The following is a 15,569-nucleotide window of genomic DNA, read 5'->3' as shown; positions in this document are numbered from 1 at the left end:
CGCGAGGACCGGGACCCCGCCCGTCACCCCAAGATCATCGGGTGCAGAATGACCCGTATGCCGATAACGAACACGCCGCAGACGGCGACGGTCGACGACGCTCCGGTGATCAGCCGCATCCTGGCCCACGCCTTCGACGACGACCCGATGATGCGCTGGTTCTTCCCCGACGACGCCTCGCGCGAGACGGCGCTCGGCCGCTACTTCACCACGATCTTCACCCGGCAGTACGTCCGCCAGGGCGTGTGCGAACGCACCGACGCGGCGGCCGCGTTCTGGGCGCCCCCGGAGGCGCAGGGCGTTCCCGACGCGGAGACCGTCCAGGAGCTCACGGACATTCTCGGCGACCGGGCCCAGCTGTTCGGGGAGGCCGTCGAGACGGCCTCCAAGCACACCCCCCAGGAACCGCACTGGTCCCTGGCGCTCATCGGCGCCGACCCGGCCGCCCAGGGCCAGGGGCAGGGGGGCGCCCTGCTCCGCTCGGGGCTGGCCAAGGCCGACGCGGCGGGTCTGCCCGTCTATCTGGAGTCCTCCAAGGCGTCCAACATCCCCGTCTACGAGCACTTCGGCTTCGCCGTGCGCGAGGAGCTGCAGCTGCCCGGGGGCGGGCCGGTGCTGTGGGGGATGTGGCGCGAGCCGCGCCGCCCGGCCGACTCCTAGAGTCGGCGCGGGCCTTCGGCAGATGACGTCGTCCGCCGTTCGAGTGACGCCGGTCGGGTTTGACTGCCGCGCCCACCGCCCCCGGGGACGGGACGGAGATCACTGCATGCCACCACGGGATGCTCGGAGTTCACCGACGAGCATCCCACTGGCCGCTCCGGGCGGTTCGTTCAGCCGTCGAACCGGAGCCCCGGACGGGTCCAGAGCGTGAGGTCGCTGCTCGTGGCGACCGCGAGAGTGCGGCCGGAAGGCGAGAATCCCGCCGTGCGGAGCTCCGAGTAGTCGGAGTGGAGGATGTGCCACCAGGTCCCTCCGGGCGTCTCTCGGTTCAGCCCGCCGTCGGCGGAGAGCAGGACGCGATGGTGAGGCCACTCGGGGCTGACGACGTCCAGGGTCCAGCCGTCCGGGGTGGTGCGGTGCAGGCCGCCGCCGAAGAGGCCGGCGATGCGGACGGGGGTTCCCGCCACCGGACCGAGTCCGGGGCAGGTGAGGTCCGGATGTCCGTCGGGGGTACTGACCTCGGGGGCGGGATCCCGGTCGCGTGCGATCTTTTCGCCGGTGACCGCGTCGAAGAGACCGTGGCCACTGCTCGACACGACCATGTCGAGATCGCGGGCCGTGTCCCGGGTGAGCGGCAAAGCCGACGCCGAGCAGGCCTCCGACGGGTACTCTGCCGTCCAGGACCGACTGCCACGGATCCGGGGCGGGCATGACAGGGGCGGCGATATAGCGCTCACGCAGCGTCTCTTGATACTTCGTGATCACTTCTCGCCTCGTTGCGATCGTTCGGGGCGCCATGACGCTTCGCCCTCACTCTCGCCCTCGTCCTTATCCGTCGGCGCGCGGCAGTCGCAACGCGAGGAGCCCACAGCCCGATGAAGGTACCCGATGCGCTGTCCGGTCAGGAACTTTCGGATATCGAGGAGCTCGCGGCGGCCGCGACTCCCGGCCCCTGGCACGTGCGCCAACTCGACGACGACCGGGCCATGGGCCTCGTCGCGGTCAGCACAGTGCCCGACACCGGCCTCGGCGAACGTTGGCCACAGTTCGACCATCAACGGCTCGTGGCCGCCACCCTCGTGCAACACCCGCGCTACGTCGACGTCGCCGACGAACGCTGGGACGAGAACGCGCGGTTCATCGCCGCCGCACGTCAGGACGTCCCCCGGCTGGTCGCGGAGATCCGGCGCCTCCGCCGTCTCCTGGAAATCGATCACGTACGGGTCTGAGCCTGCGTACCCTTACACAAGTAGACGTACCTTGAGCTGAATGGCCCGTCCGGGCCGCTCGGCCCGGATCGAGCCCCCGTTCCGCCTCCGCGCCGCGAACCTCACCCCCTGTCGGGCTTCTGGCGCATCTGCGCCCCTCGCGCCCCCTCGGTTCCTGATGCGACGGAGTTCTCGCTCCGGCGGTAAACCACTCCGGCCTGCGGGGAGTCAGTGCAGGGGGGCGGGCAATACGCCGGGCGAGGCCCGTCCGCCCACCGCGCCGTGGGCCGAAGCCGGCCACGACCGGGCCCGTACTGGTGCAGGCTGGTGGTACTGGTGGGTGGCGTGGGGTTCACGGTCAACGGAGGATGCCGCGTCTTCAGGAGAGGTGGAGAGTGCGATGAGTGACGAGTGCGACCACGAGTGGGTCCTCTGGAGCGGCGCCAGCCGCTGCCGCAAATGCGGCACCACGCAATGGGCCGGCACATGACCGGCATCCCGGATCCCTGGCGCGGCGTTCCCTGATGCCTTCTCGGGCCCCACCCGTCGCATGTGCTGCCACGGGTCCTTGCGACGGGTCGCGCCGCAGGCGCTTTCAGCGTGGCAACGGGCCGGGCTGCTCGGATGCTTGCGCGAGTGCTGGGGGCGCGGCTTGAGCGGTGTCCGGGTGGGTTGTGGTGCAACTGCCCTTGCGGGTGGGTGTGCTGTTCCGGGCGGCGAGACCTTGGGCTGAGGGGATAGGCTCGGCGGTGCGGTTGGAGGGGGTGATGGGGTGTCGCTTCTGCCGCGTATGCGGTATTCGCCGGAATCTGCGGAAGTGAGTAAAAAGCGCTGCCGCTGGGGACGAAGTCGCATGTCAACGTCTGTGGTCCCCGCGCACGCGGGGGTGGTCCCGCTGCGGTGCTCCGCGACGGCCTGCCACCGGAGTGGTCCCCGCGCACGCGGGGGTGGTCCCCGTTCCACTGGCCTTCGAACTGACGGGCGTTCGTGGTCCCCGCGCACGCGGGGATGGCCCCTACTACGCCGCCACCTTCACCAGCGACAAGACTTGGTCCCCGCGCGGGGATGGCCCCACCAAAGGGCTGTTCGACTTCGCCGACGGCGGAACGGTCCCCGCGCGCGGGGCTGAGCCCCCTACCTCACCTGCACCCCCGAAACCGCCCGAGCAATCACCAACCGCTGAATCTCACTCGTCCCCTCAAAGATGGTGTAAATAGCAGCATCGCGATGCATCCGCTCAACCGGGTACTCACGCGTGTACCCGTTCCCCCCAAGGATCTGCATCGCCTGCGCAGTAACCGCCTTCGCCGTCTCCCCGGCGAAGAGCTTGCTCATCGACCCCTCGGCCGACGTAAAGCGCTTACCGGCGGCCGCCATCCACGAAGCACGCCAGACCAGCAAGCGGGCAGCATCAATACGAGTGCGCATGTCGGCAAGCTGGAAAGCAACGCCTTGGTTGTCGATGATGGGCCGGCCGAACTGCACGCGGGTCTTGGCGTAGTCGAGGGCGGTCTCGTAGGCGGCGCGGGCGATGCCGACGGCCTGGGCGCCGACAGCGGGGCGGGAGGCCTCGAAGGTGGCCATGGCGGCGTTGCCGCCGCGGTCGGCACCTTTGCGCTTGCCTTCGCGGGCGCGGGCGAGGCGCTCGTCGAGCTTCTCCTTGCCGCCGAGGAGGCAGTGGCCGGGGACGCGGACGGCGTCGAGGACGACCTCGGCGGTGTGGGAGGCGCGGATGCCGTGCTTCTTGAACTTCTGGCCCTGGGAGAGCCCGGCCGTGCCCGGCGGGATGATGAACGAGGCGTGGCCGCGGGCGCCGAGACCGGGCTCGACGACGGCCACGACGACGTGGACGTTGGCGATGCCGCCGTTGGTGGCCCAGGTCTTGGTGCCGTTGAGCACCCATTCGTCCTTGGCCTCGTCGTAGACGGCCCGGGTGCGCATCGCGGAGACGTCGGAGCCGGCGTCGGGTTCGGAGGAGCAGAAGGCGGCGACCTTGACGTCGTCGGGGGTGCCGTACATCTGCGGGATCCAGGTGCCGATCTGCTCGTCCGTCCCGTTGGTGAGGACGCCGACGGCGGCCAGGCCGGTGCCGGTGATGGCGAGGCCCAGGCCGGCGTCGCCCCAGAAGAGCTCCTCGATGGCCACGGGTATGCCCAGGCCCGTGGGGTCGAAGAACTGCTTCGCGTAGAAGTCCAGCGAATACAGGCCGATTTTCGCCGCTTCCTGGACGACGGGCCAGGGGAATTCCTCGCGCTCGTCCCACTCCGCCGCCGCGGGGCGCATGACGTCGGCGGCGAAGCCGTGGACCCAGTCCCGTACGGCCTTCTGTTCGTCGTCGAGTTCCAGCCCGAACTCCGCCATGACCCCTCCCGAGCGTTGCTTACCAGCGGTAACATGAGTCTGTTACCGGTCAGTAGGCGGTGTCAACTCCCCTCTCCCCGCCGATCCGGTGCGTGCCGCGGGTGTTACGTTGCGCAGGCATTTGAGAAGACACGGGGGCGGGAGGCGCAGCCATGACGACCAGTCAGCGGGTGGATCAGCAGCGTGCGGCGGAGCAGCGGCGCAGGGAGTTGCTGGAGGCCGCGGACCGGGTGGTGCTCAGGGACGGGCCGGGGGCGTCGATGAACGCCATCGCGGCCGAGGCGGGAATCACCAAGCCGATTCTCTACCGGCACTTCGGCGACAAGGGAGGTCTCTACCGCGCGCTCGCCGTCCGGCACACCGACGCGCTGCTGGAAGGGCTGCGGGCCGCGCTGGACGCCCCGGCCGAGCGGCGCCGTCGGGTCGAGGCGACCCTCGACACCTATCTCGCGGCGATAGAGGCGCGGCCCCAGGTGTACCGGTTCCTGATGCACCCGGCCGAGGAGAGCAACACGTCGGAGCGGAGCTTCGACGTGGGACGGCATTCCGCTCCCCTGCTGCGGCGGCTGGGCGAGGAGCTGGCGGTGGTCATAGCCGAGCGGGTGGAGCTGGGGCCGGAGGGCACGGAACTGGCCCGTGCCTGGGGGCACGGCATCGTCGGGATGATGCACGCCGCCGGGGACTGGTGGCTGCGCGAACAGCCCTTCCCCCGTGAACGCCTGGTGCGCCACCTCGCCGATCTGCTCTGGGGCCGGCTGGCCACGGCCGGGAACCGAGCGGACGGGCCCGGCTTCTGACGGCCCCGGTTTCTGCGCCCCGGTTTCTGAGGAGGGCGCGCATGCGGCCCGACAGAAAGCCGGCAGACAAGCAAGAAAAGGGATGACCTCGCCCCCGCCCCGACGTAATGTGCGCTGACGATCATCAGCCATTACCCGGGAGGGACGCATGATTCCGGAACTCGTCAGCACCTGGGCCACCGGCTGGGCCGCTTCCCGCGCCACGCCCCCGCCGGCCGAGCAGCCCTGGGGCTGCTCCATAGACGTCGGCCTGCCGGACCAGTCGACGCGCCACGTCGTGTTCGACCCCGACGCCTCCTCGGTCCGCGCGGCGGCCCTCTCCGCCACCGTGCCGCACACCTGGCTCAAGGTGCCCGCGGACCCGGACGAGGTGCGGCGCTGGCTCCCCGGGGGCTGGGTGGTGGACGAGGAGGACACCGGGCATCTGATGGCCGTGGACCTCCGGCCCTCCGACGGCCCGGTGGTGGCACCCCCGGGCTACGCGGTGTCCGTGACGGACGTCGACGGCGTCACCGTTGTCCGGGTGTCCGGCCCCGCGGGCGAACCCGCCGCCAAGGGGCAGATGGCGGTCGTCGGCGAGATGACGGTCGTCGACCGCGTCGTGACGGAAGAGGCCCACCGCCGGCGCGGCCTCGGCAGCGTCGTGATGCGTACCCTCACCGACCGCGCCGCGGACGCGGGCGTCGTCCTGGGGGTGCTGGGCGCCACCGACGAAGGGCGTGCCCTGTACGAGTCGATGGGCTGGAAGCTCCACGCCCCGCTGACGGCGTGCGCCTACCGCCCGTAAAAGCCGATCCCCTTCAGCCTCCACGACCCCTACGGCGCCGTCCGTACCTCCGCCCCCGCCCACGGCGCCCGCCGTGCCGCGCGCAGGACGCGGCGGCGGGCGGCCCCGGTCAGCCGGTCGACGTAGAGGCCCCCGTCGAGGTGGGCGCACTCGTGCTGGAGGCAGCGGGCGAAGAAGCCGGTGCCGGTGACCCGGACCGGGGTGCCGTCCACCGTGAAACCCTCCACCACCGCTTCGTCGGCGCGCGGGGTGGGGGCCTCGATGCCGGGCAGCGACAGACACCCCTCGGGGCCCCGGACCTCGACGCCGCCGGTCTCCACCAGCCGGGGGTTGACGAGGTGGCCGAGGTGCCGGACGTCCTCGTCGTCGGGGCAGTCGTAGACGAAGACCCGCAGCGGGACGCCGATCTGGTTGGCGGCGAGGCCGACGCCCTCGAAGGCGTACATCGTGGCGAACATCGACTCGACGAGACCGGCCAGGTCGGTGTGTCCTCCGTCAAGTTCCACGGTGGCGCCGAAGTCCTCGACGACGGCGCAGGGTGCGCCGAGCACCGGGTCCCCGAGCAGCCGCACGGGCCGCACGCGTCCAGAACTTCCGGGAATGGCACGTCTTCGCATAGGCCCAGCCTACGGGCCCGTGGACGACAGGTTTCGGGCCCACGGGCGGATCTCGATAGGCTGATCCCCGACCGAAGCCTCCTGGCTGACGATTCGGCGCGGAGGGGGCGTTCCACCGGCGGACCAGGGAACAGGCGACGGCGCCGAACAAGGAGGATCTAGGACGATGGCAGGCAACTCGGGGCCGCTGTCCCCACGGGCCAAGCTGGCCGTGACAGCGGGCAAGGCCGCGGCAGCGGTGTCGCGGGCCGCGGGGCGCGGCAGCGGATCGGTGATCGGCGGCAAGGTCGCGCTCAAGCTCGACCCTGATCTGCTGGCCCGGCTGGCGACCCACCTCGATGTGGTCCTCGTCTCGGCCACGAACGGCAAGACGACCACGACCCGGCTGATCGCCGAGGCGCTGCGCGCCAGCGGACCGGTGGTGTCGAACGCGCTGGGCGCGAACATGCCCGCGGGCATCACCTCCGCCCTGGCCGGTGGCTCGGACGCGCGCTTCGGTGTGATCGAGGTGGACGAGAAGTACCTGGCGATGGTCGCCCGGGATGTCTCGCCGAAGGCCATAGCGCTGCTCAACCTCTCCCGCGACCAGCTCGACCGCGCCGCGGAAACCCGCATGCTGGCCGAGAAGTGGCGGGAGGGTCTGGCCGGCACCAAGGCGGTGATCATCGCCAACGCCGACGACCCGCTGATCGTGTGGGCCGCCTCCTCCTCGCCGAACGTGGTGTGGGTGGCGGCAGGCCAGGAGTGGAAGGACGACGCCTGGTCCTGCCCGTCCTGCGGCGGTGTGATGCAGCGCCCGGGCGACGACTGGTTCTGCGGCGAGTGCGGTTTCCGCCGGCCGACGCCGAGCTGGGCGCTGTCCGGCGACTACGTACTGGACCCGCACGGGTCGGCGTGGCCGATCCACCTCCAGCTGCCGGGCCGGGCCAACAAGGCCAACGCCACCACCTCGGCCGCCGTGGCCGCCACCTTCGGGGTGCCGCCGCAGGTGGCGCTGGAGCGGATGTACCAGGTGCAGGCGGTCGCCGGCCGGTACGACGTGGTGACGTTCATGAACCGCGAGCTGCGGCTGCTGCTGGCGAAGAACCCGGCCGGCTGGCTGGAGACCTTCTCGCTGATCGACGGGCCGCCGGCGCCGGTGCTGCTGTCGGTGAACGCGCGCGGCGCGGACGGTACGGACACCTCCTGGCTGTGGGACGTGGACTACACCCGGCTCGCCGGCCACCCGATCTTCGTGATCGGTGACCGCAAGCTCGACCTGGCGGTGCGCCTGGAGGTCGCCGGCCTGGACTTCCGGGTCTGCGAGACGGTGGACGAGGCCGTGCAGTCGGCGCCGCCCGGCCGTATCGAGGTGATCGCCAACTACACCGCGTTCCAGGACCTCCGCCGCCGCGTCGGCAACTGACCCACGAAGGACCATCAGCATGAGCCAGAACAGTCTGCGTGTGGTGTGGGTCTACCCCGACCTGCTCAGCACCTACGGGGACCAGGGCAACGTCCTGGTCCTGGAGCGGCGCGCCCATCAGCGCCGGCTGGACGTCCAGCGCCTGGACGTCCGTTCCGACCAGCAGATCCCCACCTCGGGCGACATCTACCTGATCGGCGGCGGCGAGGACCGGCCGCAGCGGCTGGCGGCGGAGCGGCTGCGCCGCGACGGCGGCCTCAACCGGGCGGTCGCCAACGGCGCGATCGTCTTCTCGGTCTGCGCCGGGTACCAGATCCTGGGCCACGAGTTCATCAACGACCTGGGCCAGCGCGAGCAGGGCCTGGGCCTGCTGGACGTCTACAGCACCCGCGGCGAGGCCGAGCGGTGCGTCGGCGACGTGCTCGCCGACATCGACCCGCAGCTCGGCCTGCCGCCGCTGACCGGGTTCGAGAACCACCAGGGCGTCACCCACGTCGGTCCGGGCGCGCGCCCGTTCGCCCGGGTCCGCCTGGGCAAGGGCAACGGCACCGGCGACGGCACCGAGGGCGCGTTCAACGAGACGGTCTTCGGTACGTACATGCACGGCCCGGTCATGGCCCGCAACCCGCACATCGCGGACCTGCTGCTGAAGCTGGCGCTGGACGTCAACGCCCTGCCGCCGGTGGACGACCGGTGGTACGACGCCCTCCGCAACGAGCGGATCGCCGCGGCGACGCAGCCGGCGTAGCGCCCCTGGCGCGTCCGGCCGGTCCGGCGCGTCCGGGCCGTCCGCCTCGCGGACGCCGGTGTTCCCCGTCACCCCCCATGGGTAGGGTGACGGGGATTCCACCGGACGACGGGGTCCGGTTCCCGGCCCTGTTGTGAAGGTTTCCCCTGCCATGCGCATCGGTGTTCTCACCTCCGGCGGCGACTGCCCCGGTCTCAACGCCGTCATACGTTCCGTCGTGCACCGGGCGGTCGCCGACCACGGCGACGAGGTCATCGGCTTCCACGACGGCTGGCGCGGCCTCCTCGAAGGCGACCACCGCCCGCTCGACCTGGACGCGGTGGCCGGCATCCTGGCCGCCGGCGGCACCATCCTCGGCTCCTCCCGGGTCCGCCCCGAACAACTGCGGGACGGCGTCGAGCGGGCGCGGGAGCACGTCGCGGCGCTGCGGCTGGACGCCGTGATCCCGATCGGTGGCGAGGGCACGCTCAAGGCGGCCCGGCTGCTGTCGGACGGCGGCATCCCGATCGTCGGCGTGCCCAAGACGATCGACAACGACATCGCGTCCACCGATGTGACCTTCGGGTTCGACACGGCCGTCGGGGTGGCCACCGAGGCACTGGACCGGCTGAAGACGACGGCCGAATCGCACCAACGGGTGCTGATCGTCGAGGTGATGGGCCGGCACACCGGCTGGATCGCCCTGCACTCGGGCATGGCCGCCGGAGCCCACGCGATCGTCGTGCCGGAGCGCCCCTTCGACATCGACGAGCTGACCGCCGTGGTCGGCAAGCGCTTCGAGGCGGGCAAGCGGTTCGCGATCGTGGTGGTCGCGGAGGGGGCGAAGCCGCGGGAGGGCTCGATGGCGTTCGAAACCGGCGGCACGGACGTCTACGGGCACGAGCGCTTCGCCGGGGTGGCCCGGCAGCTGGCCGTCGAGCTGGAGCGGCGGCTCGGCAAGGAGGCCCGTCCGGTGATCCTCGGGCACGTCCAGCGCGGTGGCACGCCCACCGCGTACGACCGGGTCCTCGCCACCCGCTTCGGCTGGCACGCCGTCGAGGCCGTCCACCGCGGCGACTTCGGGATGATGACGGCGCTGCGCGGCACGGAGATCACACTGGTGCCGCTGGCCGAGGCGGTGGAGCGGCTGAAGACCGTGCCGGACGGCCGGTACGGCGAGGTCGACTGCGTGCTCTGATCCGCTCAAGGGCGGGACGGCTCCCCCGGCCGCTGCGACAGCGCCCCCAGCCGCTTCGAGGACGCCCCCGGCCGCAGGTCACGGCGGGGGCGCCTCTACTCTGGATCCGGCGCATTGGTCCGAATCGGGAGAGAGCGGATGGATCACAGCGGGCACGGCATGGACATGATGGACATGCCACCGTTCACCCTCGGACGGGGGCTGGAGTTCAGCGGTGACCCGTTCTTCATGACCGGCTGTCTCCTGGGCCTGGCCCTCTACGGCTGGGCCGTGGTGCGGCTGCTGCGCCGGGGCGACAAGTGGCCGGTGAGCCGGATCGTGGCGTTCACCCTCGGCGTGCTGTCGGTGGCGCTGGTGATGTGCACCAAGCTGAACGACTACGGCATGGTCATGTTTAGCGTGCACATGGTCCAGCACATGGTGATCAGCATGCTCTCCCCCATCCTGATCCTGCTGGGCGCGCCGGTGTCGCTCACCCTGCGGGCGCTGCCGGCGGCGGGCCGGGGCCGCAAGGGCCCACGCGAGTGGCTCGTGATGCTGCTGCACAGCCGCTATATGCGCATCATCACGCACCCGGCGTTCACCATCCCGATGTTCATCGCGAGCCTGTACGCGCTCTACTTCACCCCGATCTTCGACTTCCTCATGGAGAGCCGGACCGGCCATATCGCGATGATGATCCACTTCCTCGCGGTGGGCCTGGTGTTCTTCTGGCCGATCATGGGCGTGGACCCGGGCCCGCACCGGCCGGGTTATGTGATGCGGATGCTGGAGCTGTTCGCGGGCATGCCGTTCCACGCGTTCTTCGGCATCGCGCTGATGATGGCGTCGGAGCCGATGATCGGTACGTACAAGCACCCGATGGCCTCCCTGGGCATCGACGCGCTCGACGACCAGAAGGCGGGCGGCGGGATCGCCTGGGCCTTCAGCGAGATCCCGTCGGTCGTGGTGCTGCTGGCGCTCGCGTACCAGTGGTACCGCTCGGAGCAGCGGCAGGCGCGCCGCACCGACCGGCAGGCGGACCGGGACGGCGAGAAGGAGCTGGCGGCCTACAACGCGTACCTGGCCTCGCTCCAGGCGCGCGGAAGGTGAATCGGCGCGGACGGCGGTAGCCGACGGGCACCTTCAGCGCTGTGGCATTGACGGCCGCGGCCGGGGACGATGGTCTCCGGCCGCGGCCCGCGCATATGTGCGCCTCATATGTGTGCCGGGCCGCCGTGAGGAGGTGCGGGGTGCCCGGATCGACGAAGACGATGGCTTGGCTCACCGTGGGCGGCCTGGTGGCCGTGACCGCCTATACGGTGACGATGGGCAGCAACGGCTGGCTCTGGTTCGCGTGGGTGGTGCTGGGGTTGGCGACGATAGGGGCTCTGGTGGCCAGGGGGACGTAACCAGGCGGACGTAACCAGGCGGACGTAATCAGGCGGACGTAATCAGGCGGACGTAATCAGGCGGGCGTATGGGGACGCCGGGTGTACGGCCGGGCCGGGGAGCGCGCGCCTCTCCGACGTCTTTCGGCGGCGTCCGACCGGGTACCCGTCCCCGCCGGCTCAGAACCGGAACACGGACCCGGTCGCCGCGTCGAGCGCGCAGGCGCCCGGGTACGTGCCCTTCCAGTGCACGTCGGCCGTCTCCCAGCGGCCGTCGGCCGTCGCGGTGACCGGCTCCTCCTCGGCGGGGCACGGCCGGTCGCCGCGGGGCAGCGCGTCCGGCCGCCCGTGGACCGCGGCCAGGCTCGCGCACGCCTCGGCGGCGTGGGGGTGGGGGCCGCCCGGCCCGGGGCACTGGAGCCGGACGCCGCGGATCCAGGTGTTCTCGGAACCGGAGAGAGTGAGCAGCAGCTCTCCCTGTCCCCGGTCGGGATCCGCGCCCGCCGCCGGGGTGGGCGGCAGGGCGAGCACGACGGTGACCGCCGTGGCGGCGAGGGCGCGTACGGACATCTCGGTGCCTCCTGGGGCGCGGGGGTGCGCGGGCCACGGCACCGCGCGGGTGCGCGCCCCGCAAGCGGCCGCACCGGCCGTGTCGCCCGGGCGGACGCGCCCCACCACTCGGCCGGACGCCGTGCCGGCCGGGAAAACCCGTGGTCACGGGCGCGCCCACGCCCCTAGGGGGATCCTTGGGTCGGAGGCGCGGAGTGCCGGAGCGCTCTGTGCCTCCGGGGTGACGGTCGGACGAGGCGCTGCTGGTTTCGATGTACTGCTTGACAATGCTCAGGGATATCCCACGGCACGATCCGGCGAAGTAAGAACCGGACCGAAGGTGTCCGCCCCACGGAAACCGGCGGACGGGGCTGTCGTACCTCGAAGTCGGTGCAGACCTTCTGCATGATCTCGTCGGTGTAGGTCAGCATGGCGCCGGTGAACGCCTTCCGCCTGTATCTAGTGACAAAAACCAAGTGAATGTGCAGGTTGTAAACAACATGGCGCCCCCTTCTGGCATCGGGGTGAGGATTCCAGTGTGGTGGCACAGATCAACGCTAGGCTCTCATTTGTGAGTCAAGCCACCCTGATCAAGCGGCAGTTCGGGCATCGTGCCCGGCTTGCGCTGTCTCCTGACCGGGTTCGCGCAGTGGATGATCAGGCGCACGCGGCCCGCGCGTTGTGGAACCTGCTGCACGCGTGGTGGCTGATGATGCCGAAGGATAAGCGGACTCTCGCGAACGCCGATGCCGCGATCCGCCAGGCCCGTAAGGACATCGGCTTCCTCGCCGTTCTGCCCGCGCAGGCCGCGCAAGCGGTGCTCAAGACGTACTTTCAGGCGTGGAAGAACTGCTGGGAGGGCCGCGCCGAGGCCCCGAACTTCAAGGGTCGGTTCCGCACGGTGATGTCCGTGGACATTCCGCAAGGGCGGGACCTGAACATCACCCGTGTGCACCGCCGGTGGGGCATGGTCAGCATTCCCAAGGTGGGCCGGGTCCGGTTCCGATGGACCAAGGACCTGCCCGTGGGCAAGCACGCCAACACGGAGAACCGGATCACCGGGGCACGATTGATCAAGGATGCGCTCGGCTGGCACATCGCCTTCCGTGTCCAGACCCTTCAGGGCAAGCCCGAGCCCCACCAGGGGCCGGACATCGGAATCGACGTGGGCATCACCGTGCCCATCGCCCTCTCGGACGGCGAAACCTACGAGCACGGCGAATGGCTGACCGGCAAGGAGAAGGCCAAGCTCCTGCACTTGGAGCAGCGTGCCGCGCAGCGTAAGCGGCACCGCAGGCCCGGCGAGCGCACCAGCCGCCGCCTGCACCGCACCTACGACCAGATCGCAGGACTGCGCGCGAAAGCCAAGCGCCGGGCCCTGGACTGGCAGCATCAAACGACCACCACCATCGCCCGCACATACGGCACGGTCGTGGTCGAAGCACTCGCCATCACGAACATGGTCAAGTCTGCCAAGGGAACGATGGAAGAGCCAGGGAAGAACGTTGCCCAGAAAGCCGGACTGAACCGCTCCATCAGCCAGGAGGCTTGGGGCCGCACCGTCACCATGCTGGCGTACAAGACCGCTCAGCTCGGCGGCACCTTGGTCAAGGTTCCTGCTCCCGGCACCTCCCGGCGCTGCTCGGCCTGCGGCTTCACCATGCCCGGCAGCCGGGAGTCCCAGGCCGCGTTCGTGTGCAAGAACCCAGACTGCGGCTGGTCGGGCAATGCCGACCACAACGCAGCCCGCAACGTCTTGCACCTGTACCGAATGGGCCTCGCGCTCATCCCGGCTGCCGGAAGGGCAGTCGTCAGGCGCGCGAAGCGCGTCAAGCCCGCTGCCGCAAGGCAAGCAGGAATCTCCCGGCCTCAGCCAGGAGAGCACTTCAAAGCGACCGGGTCATCCACTCCCCCGGTGTGCCGGTCCTCCGCGACGACCGGGGCGCGTTGCTCGACTCCTCGTTCCGCGTGGGCTTCCTGACCTCGGCGGCCCCCAACGCGGGTGTGATCGCCCAACGGACACCCGACAGGACGGACCGGTTCCCCGCCGCACTCATGTCGCGCGCCGGGCGAGTGCTGGAGGTCGCGGCGGCGCACGGCTACCGTCAACTGGTGCTCGGCGCCTGGGGCTGCGGCGTCTTCCGCAACGAACCGGAGCAGGTGGCCGAGGCGTTCGCCGCCCATCTGACGGGTACGGGCCGCTTCACCGGGTACTTCAAGCGTGTCACCTTCGCGGTGCTGGACCGGCGCGCGGACTGGCCGACGCGGGCCGCGTTCGCCGGCGTCTTCGGAGGCCACGGCTGACGAGGAACGGGTCCCGCCGAAGCCGGAATCCACCGCGGTCCGGTTGGCGTGGCGGGTGTTGGGCCGGCCACCGCGGGATCACCAACGGGATCCGTGAACCGGAACCGGACCGGGTGCCGTGGCGGGACCTGCCTGCGAGGGGTGCCGGAGAGGCCGTCAGCGGTGGCCCAGCACATTGACCACCCGTCCGCCGGGATCGCGGACGAAGAACCGCCGCACGCCCCACTCCTCGTCCTGCAAGGGGTGGACGATCTCCGCACCGCTCTCCCGCATGACCGCATAAGCCGCATCCACGTCGTCCACCTCAACGCTCATGTCGGGGGCGACAGGCGCGGTCTTGTCACCGGTCATAACGCTGATCTGCGCCGCAGGGACGGACGGGGAGGCCAGTGTCATGATCCAGCCGTGGTTCATGACCTCCTCGAAGCCCAGCAGGCCATAGAACTCCCGGCTCTCCTGCGTGGCTTCCGACTGGATGTTGGGCACGACACGGCGAACAGTCATTGACGACTCCAAGTCAGAACAAACGTGTCTCTACGTCTCTCAGGAGTACTACGCCACGTCCACTACCGCACACACTTTCGCAACACGCCTCCTAGAGCATGCTGAGTGCCCGCATCGCATCGCGTTCTATGCGCGAGAGCTCGTGGAGGATGGAGCCGGCCTGCATGAGGTTCTTCGCGTCGCCGGATTCGCCTGCTGTCCCGATGAGTGCGGCCACCTGTGTCCAGAGAGTGGCGGCCTCGGTGTACAGGCTGTGACCAGTACGCAGGTGACGGCTGTCGATCAACTGGGCACATTCGGCGAGGAAGTCCCGGTAGAGATTGCGGAACAGGGCGCCGCCGGTGCCGGCCCTCTCCATGAGGACGGCGGCCTGTGGCAGGTCCTCCCGCGGATTGTCGCTGCGCTGCAGCCACTTCGGCACTTGCTTGGCGGTCTTCTCGATACCCCGGTGGCCCAGGTTCGCGATGGGCGGGTTCAGGAAGGCGTCGGCGCAGGTCTTGATCGCGGGGATGATCCGGTCCTGCGGTGACGTCAGGTTGCCGGGCGCTGTGATGGTGAAGGAGCGGTGCCTGGCCGTCATGGGACCACGCTCGGCTCTGGCCCTGGCCAGGCCGATGAGGCCGGTCGATACGGCTCCGCCCTGCGAGCCGGTGTCCACCAGGTAGGCGTCCTGTTCGTCGTAGCCGTACATGGCCACGACGTGCCCGCCGAAATGCACCTTGGTGCTCAAGTAGTCCAGGTGGTAGCTGTCGAGCTGAAGGCCGACCGGCCGGCCGGCGTCGATGGACGCCGCCACGTTCTGCCACGCCTTGCGCGGGGAGGTGGTCTCCTCGACCAGTAACTCAAGCCCGAGTACGGCGGCCAGGTTCCTGGTGAGCTCGAACGGCTTGACCCGGCCTCCCAGGAAGGGGAAGGCCATGGCTTTGCTGTCCCAGTAGATGAAGGACAGCCCGGAGCCGAGCCCGAACAGCATGGGCTCGGACAAGTCGAGCCCCTCATGGCGCAGCAGTACGCCCAGCGCCGTCGTCTCGCAGTGCTGCATACCGCGGACGTCGATGTCCTTCACCATGGTCATGCGGCTG

15 protein-coding genes and 3 pseudogenes are annotated in these 15,569 nt (G+C 70.3%); 11 read left to right on the top strand and 7 right to left on the bottom strand.

The window, feature by feature from the left end; all coding sequences use genetic code 11:
- The first annotated feature begins 57 nt into the window (after positions 1 to 57).
- Positions 58 to 660, top strand: a complete 603-nt coding sequence (locus HN013_RS11670) for a GNAT family N-acetyltransferase (RefSeq protein WP_171165913.1) — start codon at positions 58 to 60, stop codon at positions 658 to 660.
- 170 nt (positions 661 to 830) lie between these two features.
- Here HN013_RS11670 and HN013_RS11665 read toward each other — a convergent pair.
- Positions 831 to 1,425 (bottom strand): annotated as a pseudogene (locus tag HN013_RS11665) (hypothetical protein).
- A gap of 110 nt (positions 1,426 to 1,535) precedes the next feature.
- Here HN013_RS11665 and HN013_RS11660 point away from each other — a divergent pair.
- The gene (locus tag HN013_RS11660) at positions 1,536 to 1,889 is read left to right on the top strand and encodes a hypothetical protein (RefSeq protein ID WP_171165910.1); all 354 of its coding nucleotides are present in this window, start codon (positions 1,536 to 1,538) and stop codon (positions 1,887 to 1,889) included.
- 1,113 nt (positions 1,890 to 3,002) lie between these two features.
- Here HN013_RS11660 and HN013_RS11655 read toward each other — a convergent pair.
- Entirely contained in the window at positions 3,003 to 4,229 is a 1,227-nt protein-coding gene (locus HN013_RS11655) for an acyl-CoA dehydrogenase family protein (protein ID WP_171165909.1), read from the bottom strand.
- A gap of 152 nt (positions 4,230 to 4,381) precedes the next feature.
- Between HN013_RS11655 and HN013_RS11650 the strand changes: the two genes are divergently transcribed.
- Together HN013_RS11650 and HN013_RS11645 are read left to right on the top strand one after the other, a co-directional pair.
- Positions 4,382 to 5,026: a TetR family transcriptional regulator gene (locus HN013_RS11650; protein WP_171165907.1), complete on the top strand. Its 645-nt coding sequence runs from the start codon at positions 4,382 to 4,384 to the stop codon at positions 5,024 to 5,026.
- 148 nt (positions 5,027 to 5,174) lie between these two features.
- A complete protein-coding gene (locus tag HN013_RS11645; RefSeq protein ID WP_171165905.1) occupies positions 5,175 to 5,813 on the top strand; it encodes a GNAT family N-acetyltransferase in 639 nt (212 codons plus the stop codon).
- Between the two features lie 29 nt (positions 5,814 to 5,842).
- On the opposite strand, the gene def is transcribed toward HN013_RS11645, so the two are convergent.
- Complete coding sequence (gene def / locus HN013_RS11640; protein WP_171165903.1) at positions 5,843 to 6,430, bottom strand: peptide deformylase; 588 nt, start codon at positions 6,428 to 6,430, stop codon at positions 5,843 to 5,845.
- A gap of 166 nt (positions 6,431 to 6,596) precedes the next feature.
- Between def and HN013_RS11635 the strand changes: the two genes are divergently transcribed.
- The 5 genes from HN013_RS11635 to HN013_RS11615 all read left to right on the top strand — a co-directional run bounded on the left by HN013_RS11635 (position 6,597) and on the right by HN013_RS11615 (position 11,151).
- Entirely contained in the window at positions 6,597 to 7,835 is a 1,239-nt protein-coding gene (locus HN013_RS11635) for a MurT ligase domain-containing protein (RefSeq protein ID WP_171165901.1), read from the top strand.
- 19 nt (positions 7,836 to 7,854) lie between these two features.
- Positions 7,855 to 8,583: a type 1 glutamine amidotransferase gene (locus HN013_RS11630; protein ID WP_171165900.1), complete on the top strand. Its 729-nt coding sequence runs from the start codon at positions 7,855 to 7,857 to the stop codon at positions 8,581 to 8,583.
- 151 nt (positions 8,584 to 8,734) lie between these two features.
- Positions 8,735 to 9,760 (top strand): 6-phosphofructokinase, encoded by a 1,026-nt coding sequence (locus tag HN013_RS11625; RefSeq protein ID WP_171165898.1) that lies wholly within the window; start codon positions 8,735 to 8,737, stop codon positions 9,758 to 9,760.
- 138 nt (positions 9,761 to 9,898) lie between these two features.
- On the top strand, positions 9,899 to 10,852 hold the full coding sequence (locus HN013_RS11620; protein ID WP_171165895.1) for a cytochrome c oxidase assembly protein: 954 nt from the start codon (positions 9,899 to 9,901) through the stop codon (positions 10,850 to 10,852).
- Between the two features lie 161 nt (positions 10,853 to 11,013).
- A complete protein-coding gene (locus HN013_RS11615; RefSeq protein WP_171165756.1) occupies positions 11,014 to 11,151 on the top strand; it encodes a hypothetical protein in 138 nt (45 codons plus the stop codon).
- Between the two features lie 159 nt (positions 11,152 to 11,310).
- On the opposite strand, the gene HN013_RS11610 is transcribed toward HN013_RS11615, so the two are convergent.
- Positions 11,311 to 11,700, bottom strand: coding sequence for an SSI family serine proteinase inhibitor (locus HN013_RS11610; RefSeq protein WP_171165893.1), 390 nt, complete (start codon positions 11,698 to 11,700; stop codon positions 11,311 to 11,313).
- Between the two features lie 362 nt (positions 11,701 to 12,062).
- Positions 12,063 to 12,227, bottom strand: a pseudogene (locus HN013_RS33910) (transposase); the annotation flags it as partial.
- Positions 12,228 to 12,250: 23 nt separating this feature from the next.
- On the opposite strand from HN013_RS33910, the gene HN013_RS11600 reads away from it, so the two are divergent.
- Complete coding sequence (locus HN013_RS11600; protein ID WP_312018572.1) at positions 12,251 to 13,660, top strand: transposase; 1,410 nt, start codon at positions 12,251 to 12,253, stop codon at positions 13,658 to 13,660.
- Positions 13,570 to 13,983: pseudogene (locus HN013_RS11595) on the top strand (TIGR02452 family protein); the annotation flags it as partial. The gene HN013_RS11600 and the pseudogene HN013_RS11595, both read left to right, overlap by 91 nt.
- 156 nt (positions 13,984 to 14,139) lie before the next feature.
- Here HN013_RS11595 and HN013_RS11590 read toward each other — a convergent pair.
- Both HN013_RS11590 and HN013_RS11585 read right to left on the bottom strand, forming a co-directional pair.
- A complete protein-coding gene (locus HN013_RS11590) occupies positions 14,140 to 14,487 on the bottom strand; it encodes a VOC family protein (RefSeq protein ID WP_171165891.1) in 348 nt (115 codons plus the stop codon).
- Positions 14,488 to 14,578: 91 nt separating this feature from the next.
- Positions 14,579 to 15,562: a BtrH N-terminal domain-containing protein gene (locus tag HN013_RS11585; RefSeq protein WP_171165889.1), complete on the bottom strand. Its 984-nt coding sequence runs from the start codon at positions 15,560 to 15,562 to the stop codon at positions 14,579 to 14,581.
- Between the last annotated feature and the right edge of the window lie 7 nt (positions 15,563 to 15,569).

Source organism: Streptomyces sp. I05A-00742 (genome assembly GCF_013055795.1).
In the GTDB taxonomy this organism is placed as follows: Bacteria; Actinomycetota; Actinomycetes; order Streptomycetales; family Streptomycetaceae; genus Streptomyces.
The sequence above is the reverse complement of the archived record's forward strand: the minus strand, read 5'-3'. Positions and strand labels throughout refer to the sequence as shown.

Coding starts and splice junctions, on each gene's coding strand:
- HN013_RS11670 (WP_171165913.1), top strand. CDS start 58: ATGCCGATAACGAACACGCCGCAGACGGCGACGGTCGACGACGCTCCG.
- HN013_RS11615 (WP_171165756.1), top strand. CDS start 11,014: ATGGCTTGGCTCACCGTGGGCGGCCTGGTGGCCGTGACCGCCTATACG.
- def (WP_171165903.1), bottom strand. CDS start 6,430: ATGCGAAGACGTGCCATTCCCGGAAGTTCTGGACGCGTGCGGCCCGTG.
- HN013_RS11585 (WP_171165889.1), bottom strand. CDS start 15,562: ATGACCATGGTGAAGGACATCGACGTCCGCGGTATGCAGCACTGCGAG.
- HN013_RS11630 (WP_171165900.1), top strand. CDS start 7,855: ATGAGCCAGAACAGTCTGCGTGTGGTGTGGGTCTACCCCGACCTGCTC.
- HN013_RS11655 (WP_171165909.1), bottom strand. CDS start 4,229: ATGGCGGAGTTCGGGCTGGAACTCGACGACGAACAGAAGGCCGTACGG.
- HN013_RS11650 (WP_171165907.1), top strand. CDS start 4,382: ATGACGACCAGTCAGCGGGTGGATCAGCAGCGTGCGGCGGAGCAGCGG.
- HN013_RS11625 (WP_171165898.1), top strand. CDS start 8,735: ATGCGCATCGGTGTTCTCACCTCCGGCGGCGACTGCCCCGGTCTCAAC.
- HN013_RS11635 (WP_171165901.1), top strand. CDS start 6,597: ATGGCAGGCAACTCGGGGCCGCTGTCCCCACGGGCCAAGCTGGCCGTG.
- HN013_RS11645 (WP_171165905.1), top strand. CDS start 5,175: ATGATTCCGGAACTCGTCAGCACCTGGGCCACCGGCTGGGCCGCTTCC.
- HN013_RS11620 (WP_171165895.1), top strand. CDS start 9,899: ATGGATCACAGCGGGCACGGCATGGACATGATGGACATGCCACCGTTC.
- HN013_RS11610 (WP_171165893.1), bottom strand. CDS start 11,700: ATGTCCGTACGCGCCCTCGCCGCCACGGCGGTCACCGTCGTGCTCGCC.
- HN013_RS11590 (WP_171165891.1), bottom strand. CDS start 14,487: ATGACTGTTCGCCGTGTCGTGCCCAACATCCAGTCGGAAGCCACGCAG.
- HN013_RS11660 (WP_171165910.1), top strand. CDS start 1,536: ATGAAGGTACCCGATGCGCTGTCCGGTCAGGAACTTTCGGATATCGAG.